A 15,446-nucleotide genomic window follows, 5' to 3' on the forward strand; every position below is an offset into this window, starting at 1 on the left:
CCTCCCAAATTTGGAGGAGATTCTCGGGCTTACCTAAAGTCCGCCCGGGAAATGCCGCTAACGCCGGGGCATTGCTCCATCGTCGCTTTCCAGGAATTTCCATGTTCAGCAAAATCAAGCTCGCGTCGGGTCTGCTCGGCGTGTTGACCATGTTCTGTCTCTTCATGCTGGCGGTCGAGGCGCTCGGCTTCTGGTCGCTCGCGTCGACGCGCAGCGGCGTCGACGACCTGTCGAACGTCGCGATCGCGCAGGTCGGCGCGGCGAACCAGGTGACCGAACGCCTGCTCGACGCGCGCATCAACCTGTCGCGCGCCGGCACGCGGATGGTGCGCGGCGGCCCGAAGCCGGACGACATCATCCGCCATGCGAGCGATTCGCTCGCCGAGGCGGACAAGGCGTTCGCCGCGCTCGCCGCGGCGCAGCCGGTCGACGAGGAAAACCGCACGCGCGTCGCGGCGCTCACCGACCGTTACCGGAAAATCCACACGGCGCTCACGGAGCTCGTGCAGTTTCTCGACGGCGACAACATCCAGGCGTTTCTCGACCAGCCGACCCAGAGCATCCAAGATGCGTACCTGACCGAACTGCATCGCTTCGTCGAGTACGGCAGCGCGTCGAGTCGCGCCGCGCTCGGCACGATCGACGCGGGCATGAGCTGGTTCAAGTGGGTCGGCATCGTGCTGCTGGCCGCGATGCTGGCGAGCAGCGCGGCGATCTACGCGGCCGCGCGGCGCGCGGTCGTCGCGCCGCTCGACGAGGCGGGCCTTCATTTCGAGCGGATCGCGCAGGGCCGGCTCGACGAGGATGTGCGCGCGGGCGGCGTGTACGAGATCGACCGGATGCTGCGCGGGCTCGCCACGATGCAGGCGAGCATCGCGGAGACGGTGCGCGTCGTGCGCCACGCGTCCGACGCGATCCACCTCGGCGCGGGCGAGATCGCGAGCGGCAATGCGGACCTGTCGGCGCGCACCGGCACGCAGGCCGCGTCGCTCGAGGAAACCGCCGCGAGCATGGAGGAGCTGACCGCGACCGTGCGCCAGAACACCGACAGCGCCCGCGCGGCGAGCGTGCTGGCCGATGACGCGCTCAAGGCGACGGGCCACGGCGGCGGGGTCGTCGACAGCGTGATCGACAAGATGCGCGGCATCGCGCAAAGCTCGGGGCGCATCGCGGAAATCATCTCGGTGATCGACGGGATCGCGTTCCAGACCAACATCCTCGCGCTGAATGCCGCCGTGGAAGCGGCGCGCGCGGGCGAGCAGGGCCGCGGCTTCGCGGTGGTCGCGGGCGAAGTGCGCTCGCTCGCGCAGCGCAGCGCGCAGTCGGCGAAGGAAATCAAGACGCTGATCGAGGATTCGGTCGCGCAGATCAACGGTGGCGCGGAGCTCGTCGAGCGCGCGGGCGAGGCGATGCGCATGGTGTCGACGTCGATTTCGCGCGTCGTGCAGACGATGACCGAGATCACGTCGGCGTCGGTCGAGCAGACCGTCGGGATCGAGCAGGTCAATCAGGCCGTCACGCAGATGGACCAGCTGACGCAGCAGAACGCGGCGCTGGTGGAGCAGGTGGCCGCGGCGGCCGCGTCGCTGAACGACCAGACCACGCACCTGATGCAGGCGGTGTCGGTGTTCGAGCTCGGCGACGTGCGGGCGCTCGGCGGGCGCGCCGCGCCGTCGCTCGGCGCGCCGGCTTATGCGTCGGCGGGCAGCGCCGCGTAAGCGGTCGCGAGGTGGTATGGCGTCGTCGACGGCATGTCGGCGCGCGACACCTGGCCATCGGCCGTCTTGCACTCGAACCAGCCGCGCGGATGCAGGAAGCGTGCGGCGAAGCGCTCGATCTGCGCCGCCAGCGGCGCGGACGCCGGCGTGCCGCCGTGCGTCGCGAGCGCGCGCAGATACTCGGTCTGCGCCCAGATCCGCTGCGTGCCGTCCAGGCACGCGCCTTGCGCGTCGAGCGCGGCGCTGACGCCGCCCGTCTGCGCATCGACGCCGTGCCGTTCGGCGAACGTGAAGGCCCGCGCGAGCGCGTCGCGCAGGCCGGTATGCGCGACCCGCGCACCGGCCGCGTCGACCAGATAGAACCATTCGAATTGATGCCCCGGCTCGAAGCGGTTGCCCGCCGAGCCGAGCGGCAGCTCGGCGACGCAGCCGGTGGCCGCGTCGACGAACGTGTGCTCGACCGCCTGCGCGGTGTGCGCGAGCGCATCGTCGAATGCGGCGTCGCCAAACGCGCCGGACGCGGCGAGCCACGCTTCCGTCAGGTGCATCAGCGGATTCTGCAGCGGGCCGCTGCCCGACGACGAGAAATCGGCATGACGCGCGGCGTCGAGCAGCGCGTCGCCGCGCTGCGGCGCGAAGCGGTCCTGGATCAGCGCGGCCGTGTCTTCGGCGACCGTGCGCGCGGCGCGCTCGCCCGAGGCCGCGTGATAGGCGGCACAGGCGAACACGATGAACGCGTGCGTGTACAGGTCCTTGGTCGTGTCGAGCGGTGCGCCGGCCGCGTCGATGCTGTAGTGCCAGCCGCCGTGGCGGGCGTCGCGGAAATGGCGGCACAGCGCGTCGAACAGCGTCGCCGCGTGATCGGCCTCGCCCGCCTGCGCGAACACGAACAGCTGCCGCGCGCAGGCCATCGCGCGATAGCGCGCGACCGGCAGCGGCGCGTGGGTGGCCGGATCGACGGCTTCGAACGGCAGCTGCAGCGTGCGATCGAACCCTGAACCCCGCCAGATCGGCAAGACGACGTGCGCGAAATGGCGGCGCAGCTGAGCGGCCTGGGCGGAAGCGGAGTCGAAATCGGACATGACGGGGTTGAGCGCGTGAATCGAATCGTGTCGGCGCGCGCCGGATGCGCGCGGCCGGGGCCAAGGATAAAGCATTCGGCGGCCGGCACCACAAAAAGGACGGAAATCCGATGCTCGGCAACCTTGAGCTCGTGATGCGGCTCATCCTGGCTGTGGCGCTCGGCAGCGTGATCGCTCGAATACCAGGCGATTCGCGACTAGCTGCCCGGTGTGACGCGCTGCGACGACGGAAACGGCGGGGCCGGCGATGAATAGGCGACAGGTCATGCGACAATGCGCGGTCACTGATTCCGTTTGACGCTCCGGTTCCGCGTTCGCGGGGCCTCGCATCCCGACCTCCATGACCGAATCCGTAGCCACGCCCCTTTCCCGTTCCCGTTCCAACCGTCCGTCCGCGAAGCCGCGCCGTCGCGCCGCCGCTGCCGCGGGCCGCGCGCCGGCCCGCGCGACGATGCAGCCCGGCGGTGACGCGCAGGCGGCCGGCGCGCCGCGCGACGAGCATACGCTCGACCTGTTCGGCGATCCGGTGCTCGAAGCCGGTGAAGGGGTGCCGGCGGTCGCCCGCAGTCGGGCGGTCGAGGCTGCGGCAGTCGCCGACGCGTCAAGCGATGCACCGGATCATCAGCAAGCGACGCTCGACGGGTTCGGCGCGCCGGAGGTGGCGGTCCTGGCTGCGGTTGGCGGCGACGTCGCCGCCGATGGCGCGACGGCAGAGGCCGGACATGTGCCGGTGGCTGTCGACGCCGCGTCCGGGGCAGCGTTCGAGCCGACGGAGAAAGACCTGCCGGCTGGTGCCGAGCGCGGGCCTGCCGCCGACGCGCCGCCGGAAGTCGCCGCCGACGCGACGCCGCAGGATGCGTCAACTGACGCCACCGACACCGCGTCGGCAACGCAGGACAGCGTCGTGCCGACCCGTGCCGAGGACATCGCGCTGGCTGGCGCAGCGGCGACGCTGCCGCTTGCGGCGGCTGCCGCCGTTTCCACGAAAGATGACGGCGGCGCGGCAACGAAGCCGGCGCCCCCGCGCGCGGCAGGCGCCCGCTCATCGACGGGGACGAAGCGTCGCACGTCGGCGGCAGGCGCCCGCGAAGCGACCGCGCAGCCCGCACCGGTAGCGGTCGACGCAGCTTCCGAGCCGGACACGGCAGACACGCCGCCGCGCATGACCGCCTCCGCCGTGAGCGTCGAGCCCTCCGTCACCGCGCGCGAACGCGACGATGCGGCTGCGTCGGTCGCGCGGCCGGCGGCGTCCGCGGCGACGTTCGTCACGAAACCGTCGTCGGACCACACCGGGCCGTCGTTCGACGCCGACACGCATCTGCGGCCGCTCTCCGACCGTCTTGCCGCATTGCAGGTGGAAACGACCGCGCTGCAACGCGCGGCCGATCGGGAAATGCGCCGGGTGAACCGCCTGTTGCTGGCGCTGGCCGTCGTCGTGCTGGCAGGGCTCGTCGCGCTGGTGATGCAGACGATGCAGGTGTCGCACCTGAAGCTCGGCGCCATCGCCCAGCAGCAGCGAATCGATCGCCTGACCGCCGATCTGGCGACGCAGCAGGCCACGGTCACGACGCTCGAGCAGCACAACGACGCGCTCCTGTCGCAGGTCGATCGCCTGGAACGCCACGTGAGCCGCCAGACGGCGGTGGTGAAGCGCGTCCGTCGCGGCCGCTGATCGTTCCGACCCTACCTGGCGAGCCCCGCCACACCGAGATCGGCATTGGCGGCGCTTGGCTTGTCGTCGGCCGGTTGCGGCAAATTGCTGCGGCACGCTGGCGGAGTTTAGGGAAAACCCTTAGAATGGAGTCCACCTAAGGGAAAACCCTAGCCATACCTGTCGGGAGTCGCACATGAGCTTCATCCTCGCCCTGCTGCAAAAGATCGACGATCTGTTTGTTTCGCCGCACCTGCCGCTCGATGCGGAATACTCGTACGCCGCGCGTCGCGCCGAAGCCGAGCGCGTGCGCCAGTCGCACCTCGTGCCGCTTTGCCTGTACCGCCGCTGATTCGCTGATTCAGCCCGCGCGGCGTGCATTGCCGCCGCGCATGGCGCCTCTGTAACGCCGCACGCATGCGCGTGCCATCCCGCTACACTGGAATTCCGTTCCCTCACACGGCGACCGGACCATGTTGCAGATGCGGCCGATGACGGCCGGCGAATTTCGCGCGTATCGCGCGCGGGCCATCGAAGGCTACGCGCGCGACCTCGTCTCGTCCGGGCAGAACGCCGCCGACGAAGCGGCGGTTCGCGCGCGGACCTGTTTCGATACCTTGCTGCCGGACGGTTTGCTGACCACCGGCCAGACCATCGTATCGCTCGTCGATGACGACAGCGGCGACACGATCGGCGATCTCTGGTTCGCGATCGTGACCGAAGGTCCGAACCGCACGCTGTTCATCTACGACCTCGAAATCGCACCGTCCAGGCGCCGCCAGGGCTGGGCCACGCGCGTGCTCGACGCGCTCGAGGCCGACGCGCGCCGGCACGGCGTCGCCGAAATCGGGCTGTCCGTCTTCAATCACAATACGGCCGCGCGGGCGCTGTATCGCGCCTGCGGCTTCGTGCCGATCACGACGACGCTGATCAAGCCGGTCGTGTCGGGCTAGCACCGGTTCAATCCGGCCTTCCGCGCGACGCCATGCAAACGGGCCCGGTGAAACCGGGCCCGTGCTTTCTTTCCCTTTATTGCGCGCTCGGCCGCGCGGCCCGCCGCCTCACCGCGCGCGCCCCTTCCAGCGCCGCAGCAGCAGCGCGTTCGTCACCACGCTCACGCTGGAAAACGCCATCGCCGCGCCCGCGATCACCGGGTTCAGCCAGCCGAGCGCCGCGAGCGGCACGCCGACCAGGTTGTAGACGAACGCCCAGAACAGGTTCTGCTGGATCTTGCGATACGTGCGCTTCGAGATGTCGATCGCATCGGCGACGAGGCTCGGGTCGCCGCGCATCAGCGTGATGCCGGCGGTGTGCATCGCGACGTCGGTGCCGGTCGCCATCGCGATGCCGACGTCGGCCGCGGCGAGCGCGGGCGCGTCGTTGATCCCGTCGCCGACCATCGCGACGATGCCGTCATGCGTGCGCTTGAGCTCCGCGACGACGCGTGCCTTGTCGTCCGGCAGCACCTGCGCGTGGACCTCGCCGATGCCGAGCGACGCCGCGACCGCCGCCGCGCTGCCGCGGTTGTCGCCCGTCACGAGCACGCTCGCGACGCCGCGCGCGGCGAGCGCCGCGATCGCGTCGCGTGCCCCGGGCTTCACGGTGTCGCCGAACGCGATCAGCGCGAGCGGCGCACGCGGCGCGTCGGCGCGCATCAGCCACGAGATCGTGTTGCCGGTGCGTTCGAGCTCGGCCGCGCGCGCGTCGAGCGCGGGCGGCACGGCGATGCCCAGCTCGTCGCGCCAGCGCGTGCTGCCGAGCGCCAGCAGCCGGCCGGCGACGCGCGCCTCGACGCCGCGTCCGGCGACCGCCCGCGCGTCGCTCGCGACGGGCGCCGACGTCGCGCCGCCACGCGCCGCGACGTCGGCATGGTGCGCGGCGACCACGGCGCGCGCCAGCGGATGATCGCTGTGACGCTGCACCGCCGCGGCGAGCGCGAGCGCCTCGTCGCGCGGCAGGCCGACCGCGTCGAACGCGGTGACGGACGGCTTGCCCTCGGTGAGCGTGCCGGTCTTGTCGAACGCGATCACGGTCGCGCGCTGCGCGAGCTCGAGCGCCTGCGCATCCTTGATCAGCACGCCGTGACGCGCGGCGACGCCGGTGCCGGCCATGATCGCGGCGGGCGTCGCGAGGCCGAGCGCGCACGGGCACGCGATCACGAGCACCGCAACCGCGTTGAGGATCGCGGTTTCCGCGCCTGCGCCGGCAATCAGCCAGCCGATCAGCGTCAGCGCCGCGATGCCGAGGATCGCCGGCACGAACACCGCGCTGACGCGGTCGACGAGCCGCTGGATCGGCGCCTTCTCGGCCTGCGCGGATTCGACGAGCCGGATGATGCGGGCGAGCGTCGTCTCCGCGCCGATCGCGGTGGTTTCGACGACCAGCGCGCCTTCGCCGTTGATCGAGCCGGCCGTCACCGGATCGCCGTCGTCCTTCGCGACCGGCAGGCTTTCGCCGGTGATCAGCGATTCGTCGATGTGCGAGCGGCCCGACACGACCCGGCCGTCCACCGGCACCCGTTCGCCGGGCCGGATGCTGACGGCCGTGCCGACGCGCACCTGCGCGAGCGGCACGTCGCGTTCGACCCCGTGCTCGACGATGCGCGCGCGGTCCGGCCGCAGCGCGTTCAGCGCGCGGATCGCTTCCGTGGTCTGGCGCTTCGCGCGCGCTTCGAGCCATTTGCCGAAGCGCACCAGCGTGATGATCACGGCCGACGCCTCGAAATACAGATGGCCCGGATGCATGGGATCGCGCAACAGCATCCACAGGCTCAGGCCGTACGCGGCCGACGTGCCGAGCGCGACGAGCAGGTCCATGTTGCCGGCGCGCGCCTTGATCGCGTGCGAGGCCGCGCGGTAGAAGCGCGCGCCGAAGCCGAACTGGACGATCGACGCCAGCACCAGCTGGAGCCAGCCGTTCAGCATTGCGTCGACGCCGAACGGCGCGGCGAACATCGGCGCGATCAGCGGCGCGCTGAGCAGCGCGGCGGCGATCACGAGGTTGCGTTCGCGGATCGCTTCGCGGCGCTTGCGCGTGTCGGTGTCCGTGGTGGCCCGTTTCGCGCCGGCGGGCGCGCCGGTCGTGACAGGCGCGCCGGATGCGCCGGCCGGCGACGCGGCGACGCGCGACGCCCGGTAGCCGGCGGCCGTGACCGCCGCGATCAGCGCGGCCGGGTCGAGCGGGGCGGCGCCGTGCACCGTGGCCCGCTCGGTCGCGAGATTGACCGACGCGCGCATGACGCCCGGCACGTTCGCGAGGGCTTTTTCGACGCGGCCGGCGCAGGACGCGCAGGTCATCCCGCCGATGTCGAGTTCGACCGCGCCGAGCGCGGCGTCCGGCGCGATGGCGGCCTCCGGTTCCGCGACCGGCGTCGCCAGATAGCCGGCCTGCTTGACTGCGTCGACCAGCTGGGCGGTCGTCACGCCGGCTGCCGCGTCGACCGTCGCGCGCTCGGTCGCGAGGTTGACCGACGCGCGCGTGACGCCCGGCACGTTCGCCAGCGCCTTTTCGACGCGGCCGGCGCAGGACGCGCAGGTCATCCCGCCGATGTCGAATTCGGCATGGACGGCAGCGGGAGGCGGCGCGACGGCCGCGTCCGGTTCCGCGACGGGTGTCGCGAGATAGCCGGCCTGTTTGACCGCGTCCGCCAGCCGTGACGCCGGAACGCCGGCTGCGTCGACCGTCGCGCGCTCGGTGGCGAGATTGACCGATGCGCGCGTGACGCCCGGCACGCCGGCCAGCGCCTTTTCGACGCGCGCGACGCACGATGCGCAGGTCATCCCGCCGATGTCGAGTTCGATCGTTGCCGGCGCGGCGGCGGCGTTACGCATGCGTGACGGCGCAGGCTCGCCAGCGTGACGTTCGGCCGTGTCGACCGCCTCGCGCAACGTCGCGCGATAGCCCGCGTCACCGATCGCTTCGATCAGCCGGGCCGGATCGACCGTGTCGTGCGCGCTCACGGTGGCCGAGCGATCGTCGAGATCGACGGCGGCGTCGACGACGCCCGGCACGCCGGCCAGCGCGCGCTGCACACGCCCGGTGCAGCCGCCGCAATGCATGCCTTCCACCGTCAGCACGATCGTGTTCAACGCCGCCGAGGCGAGAGGTTCTGTCATGTCGGGTTCCCCAAAAGTGCGGTCTGAGCCGCAGACAGGTCAAGTATCAACATTCCCATCATGGGAAGGTCAAGCGGCAGCGACGATGCGCCGCAGGGGCGACGCGCCGTCAGCCCCGAATCTCCAGCCAGGGCGAGGGTGAGTCGTCATGGACGCCATTTATTCCAAAGATAGCCGTTATCGGCGAATGCCCGTTTCTCGCGGCGCCGCGAACGGGAGGACGGCGTGCCTGGGCCGAAAGCCGGGCATTTTCCTGACCTTTGCGCTGCGCTCGCCACTCGATTCACGAGCCGGTTATGGCCAACACCGCAATAGGGCAATGCAACGGTTCCGGCTGTAAAATCCCATTCCTTATACAAACAAAAGGGCCACGGGATGTTTGATTTCAAGAATTCCACCAAAGAAGCACTGAAGATCGAGTATGACCGCATTGCTCGTGAAATCGGAGACGATCAATTTTTCACGAAAAAGGAACTGAATCATCTTCCCGAAATCCTGATGGACGGCGAGCAGGTGCTGGCCTTCTCGTCTGGACTGATGGATGGCAATACGTGGTTGATCGTGCTGACCGACCACCGAATCCTGTTCCTCGACAAGGGGCTCATCTACGGCCTCAAGCAGATCTCGATCAATCTCAACAAGATCAATGCGGTGTCGGGAAAGACCGGCATGATGTTCGGTGAAATTCGCATCGAGGATGGCGCCAGCGAGCGGATCATCAAAAACGTCTGGAAGAAGACGGTCGTGCCGTTCACGAACAAGGTGAGAGATGCGATTCACGAGTACTCGCGCGCATCGCATTCCCCCGCCGCCGCCGCCGTCGTCGCGTCCGCGCCGCCAACCGCCGACGACGTCGTGTCGAAACTGGAGCGACTCGCGGCGCTAAAAGAGCGAGGAATACTGACCGACGCGGAATTCGCAGAGCAGAAGGCGAAGATCCTGGCGTAAAGGCACGGTTGCAGGTGATATTCGGAGGCCCATTGCATCACCGCAAGCAATGGGTCTTTTAAGTCCAGCGCCACATGCAACCGTTCCACCCCATACAAGGGACGGCGGCACTTTTCAATCCACGTCCGGACCATCAATCTCCGGCGCCTCGCTCGCCTTGACCTCCACGTCGAGATCCGACGTGCAACCTCCGTTGCCGACCGGCATGTGCGCGATTCCGTCACCCCACCCTGGAATCACCGCACGCTGAAAACCTGACGCCCCTGTCAAGATTACCGGCCCGGGAACGGGCCATGTAGCAACGCGAGTCTTCCGCAGCCTTCATGCCGCCAACGGCTGCAATATCAGGCATCCGGCATATTGGGGGATGCACCAAGGCGCTATGATACCGGCCTGACGATAGCGCCCGCTGCGGTGAAATTGCAGCGCGGCGAGGGCGGGGCAGCCCCGATTGACCTTGTTTGGCCTTGGATTCGCAGGTTGCGAGTTGCACAAGGCACTGATTTATAAAGAATTAGATACGGCCACGAATCAATGATTGAAACCCCACGAGAATCCGTTTCTCTGCGGCGCGCCTGCGCGTCACTGGCCATTGCGGCCCTCCTGGCCGGATGCGCCACCCAACCCGACGCGATTCCGCGCAAGACCGGCTGGATGCGTGCCGAAGTGGCCGACGCCTATATCTATGCGTACCCGCTCGTGATGATGGACGTCGCGAAGGACGCCGCCACCGGCGGCGACGGCGCGCAGCCCGGCCAGGCGCCCGTCAACACGCTGCGCCATGCGCAGGCGCTGCCGCCCGTCGGCGCGGTCAACCCGCCGCTGCCGGGCGTCGACACGCTCGATTCGAGCGGCTGGCTCGACGTGGCCGCCGAGCCGGTGATCGTCACGCTGCCCGACACCCGCGGCCGCTACTGGGATGCCCGCGCGCTCGACATGTGGACCAACGTGCTGTGGTCGTCGAATTCGGCCGCGCACGGCACGCGCGGCGGCCCCCGATCGCAAACGATTGCCTTCGCCGCGAAGGACTGGCAGGGCACGCTGCCGAAGGGCGTGACGCGCGTCGACGCGCCGTCGCGCAACGCGCGGCTCGAAGTGCGCCTGCAGACGAGCGGCGGCCGCGACCTGACCGCCGTGAAGAAACTGCAGCGCGCGATCCGCGTGGTGCCGCTGTCGGTGTATACGGGCGCGGCGCGCGGCGCGTCGGTCGCGGTGCACGCCGGCAGCGCAGCCGCCGAGGCGGCGAGCGGCGGCACGCCGGCCGAGCAGGTTGCGGCGCTCGACCCGAAGGCGTACTTCACGCGCTTCGCGCAGGCGCTGCAGGACAACCCGGCGCCCGCCGACGATGCGCACGCGCAGCAGCAACTCGCGGAAATCGGCGTGATGGCCGGCTATCCGGTGCTATGGACGGGCGATCGCCTCACGGCCGCGACGGCGGGCGTTGCCGAAGCGCGCGCGCGGCTCGCGGCGCCGCCGCCGAACCTGCTGAACGCGAACGGCTGGAACTGGATCGGCGACACCGCCGGCAAGTACGGCCAGGACTACGCGCTGCGCGCCTACGCGGCCTACACGCAGTTCGGCACCGCGACGCGCGACGACGAGACGCTCGCGATCGTGCGCGTCGACAGCGACGGCCATGCGCTGAACGGCGCGAACCGCTACACGGTGCATTTCGCGCCGGCCGCGCTGCCGCCCGTGCGCGCGTTCTGGACGCTCACGCCCTACACGACGGGCGGCGCGCTGCCCGACGTCGGCGCCGCCCGTCGCTCGCTCGGCGATCGCGACCGGCTGCGCCGCAACCGCGACGGTTCGATCGACATCGTCGTATCGGCCACGTCGCCGGGCGGCGCGTACGCGGCGAACTGGCTGCCGGCGCCGCGCGCGGACTTCGCGCTGGCGCTGCGGCTCTACGCGCCGAAGCCGAAGGCGAGCGACGGCTCGTGGATGCCGCCCGTCGTCGTGCGCAAGTGAACGCGCTGCCGCCGCGCCGGTCCGACCGACAGGCGCGGCGGCGGACCCGACTGCGCTCCGTCACCCCGTGAGCCTATACTTGCGTGAAACGGGCCGGATCGCTTCGATTCCCCGGATTCCCTGAAATGTTGCTCCCAAGGCAATCCAGCATGGCAAGCCCCAATAAAGAAACCGTCTCCTCGACGCTGCATGCGCTGCGCGACGTCGCGCGCGCGCGACGGACCCGGCGCATCGGCCTCGGCGTGCTGATCTTCCTCGTTCTGTTCGGACTGCTCGGGTTCTTCGCCGCGCCGCCGCTGATCCGCCACATCGCCGAGCAGCAGCTGAGCCGGCAGCTCGACCGTCCCGCGAGCATCCAGCGCATCGCGCTCAATCCGTATTCGCTGTACCTCGAAGCCGACGGCATCCATCTCGGCGAGCGCGGCGGCCAGGGCGATTTCATCGACATCGGCAAGCTCGTCGTGCGCCCGTCGTGGACGTCGCTGTTCCGCGGCGCGCCGATCGTCAACGAAGTCCGCCTCGATGCGCCGCGCTTTCACATCGTGCGCTACGACGCGCAGCGCTTCAATTTCACCGACCTGATCGAGAAGTTCTCGACGCCGTCGAAACCGGAAAGCAAGCCGACGCACTTCTCGGTGTCGAACATCCAGATCAACGACGGCCGGATCGACTTCGACGACCGCCTGCTGAATGAAAAGCACGTCGTCGACAACTGGACGCTCGGCATTCCTTACATCGCGACGCTGCCGTCGAAGACCGACATCTTCGTCCAGCCGAAGCTGCGCATGCGGTTCGACGGCAGCCCGGTCGCGATCGAAGGCCGGACCAAGCCGTTCGCGAAGTCGCGCGAATCGGAGATCGAGCTGAAGTTCGACAAGCTCGACGTGCCGCAGCTGATCTCGTACGTGCCGGCGAAGCTGCCGGTCGCGGTGACGAGCGGCCTGCTCAGCAGCAACCTCAAGCTCAATTTCGTGATGAGCGGCGAGACGCCGGCGCTGCGCGTGTCGGGCACCGTCGACCTGAACGACGCGAAGGTGACGAGCGCGGCGTCCGAGCCGCTGTTTGCCGCGCGCGGCGTGCACGTCGCGGCGGCCGGCCTCGAGCCGCTGCGCAACGCGCTGCATTTCGACGAGATCCGCATCGACCAGCCGGTCGTCGATCTCGCGCGCGACCGGCAGGGCGTGCTGAACGTCGAGAAGCTGGCCGCGCACCCCGCGGCGGGGCCCAGGGCAAAGGCGCCGTCGGCCGCGCCGGCGGCGTCGGGCGTGGCCGTGCCGGCGGCGGCGAGCGCGGCGACGGCCGCATCGGGCGCCGAAGCGCCGACCGAAACGAAGACGCCGCCGCTCGACCTGACGATCCGCCACTTCGCGATCGACGGCGGCACGATCAACCTCGACGACCGCGTACCCGCGACGCCGACCACGCTGTCGCTCACGAAACTGGCGGCGACGCTCGACGGCTTCACGCTGCAGGGCAACACGCCGGCGAAGTACACGCTGTCGACGTCGTTGTCGCGCGGCGGCGACGTGAAGGCCGAAGGCGCGTTCAGTGTCGCGGCGAAGCAGGCCGACACGAAGCTGACGGTCGATGCGCTCGCGCTGCCCGCGCTGCAGCCGTACCTCGGCGAAGCGACGCGCGCGCGCGTGCTCGACGGCACGCTCGGCGCGACGGTCAACGCGAAGGCCGACTGGGGCAAGACGCCGCTCGACGCGCAGGTCGCCGACAGCGACGTGAGCGTGAAGTCGCTGAAGATCGCGACGCCTGACGCGAAGACGCCGGCCATCGTGCTGCCCGACGCGAGCGCGAAGATCGCGAAGGTCGACCTCGCGACGCGCACCGCGCAGATCGCGAGCGTCGACGCGAGCGGGCTCGCGCTCGACGTGAAGCGCCTGAAGGACGGCACGATCGATCTCGCGGCGCTGGCGAGCGCCGAGCAGAAGGCGCTGCCCGCGCGCACGGTCGCGCGCAAGGCGGAGGCCGCCGCGCCGTCGTGGCATTACCGGATCGACGCGCTGAACGTGAAGGATGCGGCGGCGAACTACACGGACCTGTCGACGCCGCGTCCGGTGAAGCTCGCGATCAAGCCGCTGGCGTTGTCCGTCCAGAAGCTCAGCGACGACCTGACCAAGCCGCTGCCGGTGGAACTGAAGGCGACCCTGAACCGCAAGGGCTCGCTGAACGTGTCGGGCGACGTCACCGCGCAGCCGCTGAAGCTCGGCCTGAAGATCAACGGCAACCGCCTCGACGCGGCTGCATTCGAGCCGTATTTCGGCAGTGCGCTGAACGCGACGATCGCGAGCGCGCTGCTCAATGCGAACGGCAACCTGACGTTCGCGCAGGCGAAGGACGCGATGCGCGCGTCGTATCGCGGCGACGCGGCGCTCGTCGACGTGCGGATGCTCGACAAGGTGACGTCCGGCCCGTTCGCGGGATGGGGCTCGCTCGCGCTGTCGAACCTGAAGGCGACCTACGACGAGAAGGGCACCGACATCGACGCGGCGCGCGTGACGTTCTCGAACTTCTACGGCCGCGTGCTGCTCGACTCGCAAGGACGGCTGAACCTGAAGGACATCGTCGCGAAGGAAACCGGCCCGGCGCATTCGCTGACGCGCGACACGAACAAGGGCGAGCCGGTGCCGCTGTCGCCTCAGGGGGCGTCGGCGCCAGCCGCTGCCGTGCAGCAAGCGTCCGCGCCGGCTCCCGCGATCGTCAAGGCCGCGCAGCCGCCGCAGAGCCCGGTGCGGCTGCATTTCGGCGAGTTCGTGCTGCAGAACGGCCGCGTGAGCTACACGGACAACTTCATCAAGCCGAACTACACGGCGAACCTCGTCGCGATCAAGGGCACGGTCGGCGCGTTCGGCACGGACTCGACCACGTCCGCGCCGGTCGACGTGACCGCGAACCTCGCGGGCAACGGGCCGATCTCGATCAAGGGCACGGTCAACCCGCTGATCGAGAAGCCGGCGCTCGACGTGACCGCGGCCGCGCACGACATCGAGCTGACCAACCTGACGCCGTATTCGGCGAAGTACGCGGGCTACCCGATCACGAAGGGCAAGCTCAACGTCGACTTGCACTACCAGCTCGCGAACGACCAGCTGTCGGCGAACAACCACATCTTCATCGACCAGCTGACGTTCGGCGACCATGTCGACAACGACACGGCGACGAAGCTGCCCGTGAAGCTCGCGATCTCGCTGCTGAAGAACTCGCGCGGCCAGATCGACGTGAACCTGCCGGTGTCCGGTTCGCTGTCGAATCCGGAGTTCAGCGTCGGCGGGTTGATCTGGCGCGCGGTGCTGAACCTGGTGGCTAAGGCGGTCACGTCGCCGTTCACGCTGCTCGCGCACGCGTTCGGCGGCGGCGGCGAAGAGCTCGGCTACGTCGAGTTCGCGCCGGGCTCGTCCGACCTGAGCGACGCGCAGCAGAAGAAGCTCGATACGGTCGTCAAGATGCTGACCGAGAAGTCGTCGATCCGCCTCGACCTGATCGGCCGCGTCGATCCGGACAAGGACACGCCGGGGCTGCGCGACGAATACGTCGACCGGCTCGTGCGCCAGCAGAAGCTGAAGGACGTCGTCGGGCAGGGCGAGAGCGTCGATCCGCGCTCGGTGAAGGTCGAGCCGGCCGAGTACCACGTGTATCTCACGCGCGCGTACAAGGCTGCCGACTTCAAGAAGCCGCGCAACCTGGTCGGCCTGCAGAAGACGCTGCCGGACGACGACATGAAGAAGGCGCTGGCCGAGCACGCGCCGGTCGACGAGGGCAGCCTGCGCACGCTCGCGCAGGATCGCGCGCAGTCGGTGCGTGAGTACCTCGACGGGAAGATCGATTCGAGCCGGATGTTCATCGTCGCGCCGAAGCTCGATGCGAAGGGCATCGAGGACAAGGGCGCGACCACGCGCGTCGACTTCGGGTTGAAGTGATCCGCGCCGTACTTCCGCTGCCGCGTCCGTCTGTT

At 69.5% G+C, this 15,446-nt stretch carries 9 protein-coding genes; 7 read left to right on the plus strand and 2 right to left on the minus strand.

What is annotated here, in order from left to right; all coding sequences use genetic code 11:
* Positions 1-101: 101 nt before the first annotated feature.
* Positions 102-1,718: a methyl-accepting chemotaxis protein gene (locus ACFIMZ_RS19745; protein WP_431824034.1), complete on the plus strand. Its 1,617-nt coding sequence runs from the start codon at positions 102-104 to the stop codon at positions 1,716-1,718.
* Here the strand turns inward: ACFIMZ_RS19745 and ACFIMZ_RS19750 are convergent.
* On the minus strand, positions 1,691-2,800 hold the full coding sequence (locus ACFIMZ_RS19750; RefSeq protein ID WP_431824035.1) for an AGE family epimerase/isomerase: 1,110 nt from the start codon (positions 2,798-2,800) through the stop codon (positions 1,691-1,693). The genes ACFIMZ_RS19745 and ACFIMZ_RS19750 overlap by 28 nt on opposite strands.
* Before the next feature lie 340 nt (positions 2,801-3,140).
* On the opposite strand from ACFIMZ_RS19750, the gene ACFIMZ_RS19755 reads away from it, so the two are divergent.
* The 3 genes from ACFIMZ_RS19755 (at position 3,141) to ACFIMZ_RS19765 (ending at position 5,404) form a co-directional block, all read left to right on the plus strand.
* A complete protein-coding gene (locus ACFIMZ_RS19755; RefSeq protein WP_431824036.1) occupies positions 3,141-4,472 on the plus strand; it encodes a flagellar hook-length control protein FliK in 1,332 nt (443 codons plus the stop codon).
* Positions 4,473-4,647: 175 nt separating this feature from the next.
* A complete protein-coding gene (locus tag ACFIMZ_RS19760; protein WP_167389833.1) occupies positions 4,648-4,803 on the plus strand; it encodes a hypothetical protein in 156 nt (51 codons plus the stop codon).
* A gap of 121 nt (positions 4,804-4,924) precedes the next feature.
* Positions 4,925-5,404: a GNAT family N-acetyltransferase gene (locus ACFIMZ_RS19765; protein ID WP_431824037.1), complete on the plus strand. Its 480-nt coding sequence runs from the start codon at positions 4,925-4,927 to the stop codon at positions 5,402-5,404.
* Positions 5,405-5,512: 108 nt separating this feature from the next.
* On the opposite strand, the gene ACFIMZ_RS19770 is transcribed toward ACFIMZ_RS19765, so the two are convergent.
* Positions 5,513-8,566, minus strand: a complete 3,054-nt coding sequence (locus tag ACFIMZ_RS19770; RefSeq protein WP_431824038.1) for a heavy metal translocating P-type ATPase — start codon at positions 8,564-8,566, stop codon at positions 5,513-5,515.
* Positions 8,567-8,941: 375 nt separating this feature from the next.
* Here ACFIMZ_RS19770 and ACFIMZ_RS19775 point away from each other — a divergent pair, with 375 nt between their 5' ends.
* From ACFIMZ_RS19775 to ACFIMZ_RS19785, 3 genes are all read left to right on the plus strand, one after another.
* Positions 8,942-9,514, plus strand: coding sequence for a PH domain-containing protein (locus tag ACFIMZ_RS19775; RefSeq protein ID WP_431824039.1), 573 nt, complete (start codon positions 8,942-8,944; stop codon positions 9,512-9,514).
* Between the two features lie 534 nt (positions 9,515-10,048).
* Positions 10,049-11,485 (plus strand): DUF1254 domain-containing protein, encoded by a 1,437-nt coding sequence (locus ACFIMZ_RS19780; protein WP_431824040.1) that lies wholly within the window; start codon positions 10,049-10,051, stop codon positions 11,483-11,485.
* Between the two features lie 149 nt (positions 11,486-11,634).
* Complete coding sequence (locus ACFIMZ_RS19785) at positions 11,635-15,411, plus strand: DUF748 domain-containing protein (RefSeq protein ID WP_431824041.1); 3,777 nt, start codon at positions 11,635-11,637, stop codon at positions 15,409-15,411.
* Positions 15,412-15,446: the final 35 nt, after the last annotated feature.

The sequence above is a fragment of the Burkholderia sp. F1 genome (assembly GCF_050813845.1).
GTDB classification, from domain to species: Bacteria; Pseudomonadota; Gammaproteobacteria; order Burkholderiales; family Burkholderiaceae; genus Burkholderia; species Burkholderia ubonensis.

Coding starts and splice junctions, on each gene's coding strand:
- ACFIMZ_RS19745 (WP_431824034.1), top strand. CDS start 102: ATGTTCAGCAAAATCAAGCTCGCGTCGGGTCTGCTCGGCGTGTTGACC.
- ACFIMZ_RS19750 (WP_431824035.1), bottom strand. CDS start 2,800: ATGTCCGATTTCGACTCCGCTTCCGCCCAGGCCGCTCAGCTGCGCCGC.
- ACFIMZ_RS19755 (WP_431824036.1), top strand. CDS start 3,141: ATGACCGAATCCGTAGCCACGCCCCTTTCCCGTTCCCGTTCCAACCGT.
- ACFIMZ_RS19760 (WP_167389833.1), top strand. CDS start 4,648: ATGAGCTTCATCCTCGCCCTGCTGCAAAAGATCGACGATCTGTTTGTT.
- ACFIMZ_RS19765 (WP_431824037.1), top strand. CDS start 4,925: ATGTTGCAGATGCGGCCGATGACGGCCGGCGAATTTCGCGCGTATCGC.
- ACFIMZ_RS19770 (WP_431824038.1), bottom strand. CDS start 8,566: ATGACAGAACCTCTCGCCTCGGCGGCGTTGAACACGATCGTGCTGACG.
- ACFIMZ_RS19775 (WP_431824039.1), top strand. CDS start 8,942: ATGTTTGATTTCAAGAATTCCACCAAAGAAGCACTGAAGATCGAGTAT.
- ACFIMZ_RS19780 (WP_431824040.1), top strand. CDS start 10,049: ATGATTGAAACCCCACGAGAATCCGTTTCTCTGCGGCGCGCCTGCGCG.
- ACFIMZ_RS19785 (WP_431824041.1), top strand. CDS start 11,635: ATGGCAAGCCCCAATAAAGAAACCGTCTCCTCGACGCTGCATGCGCTG.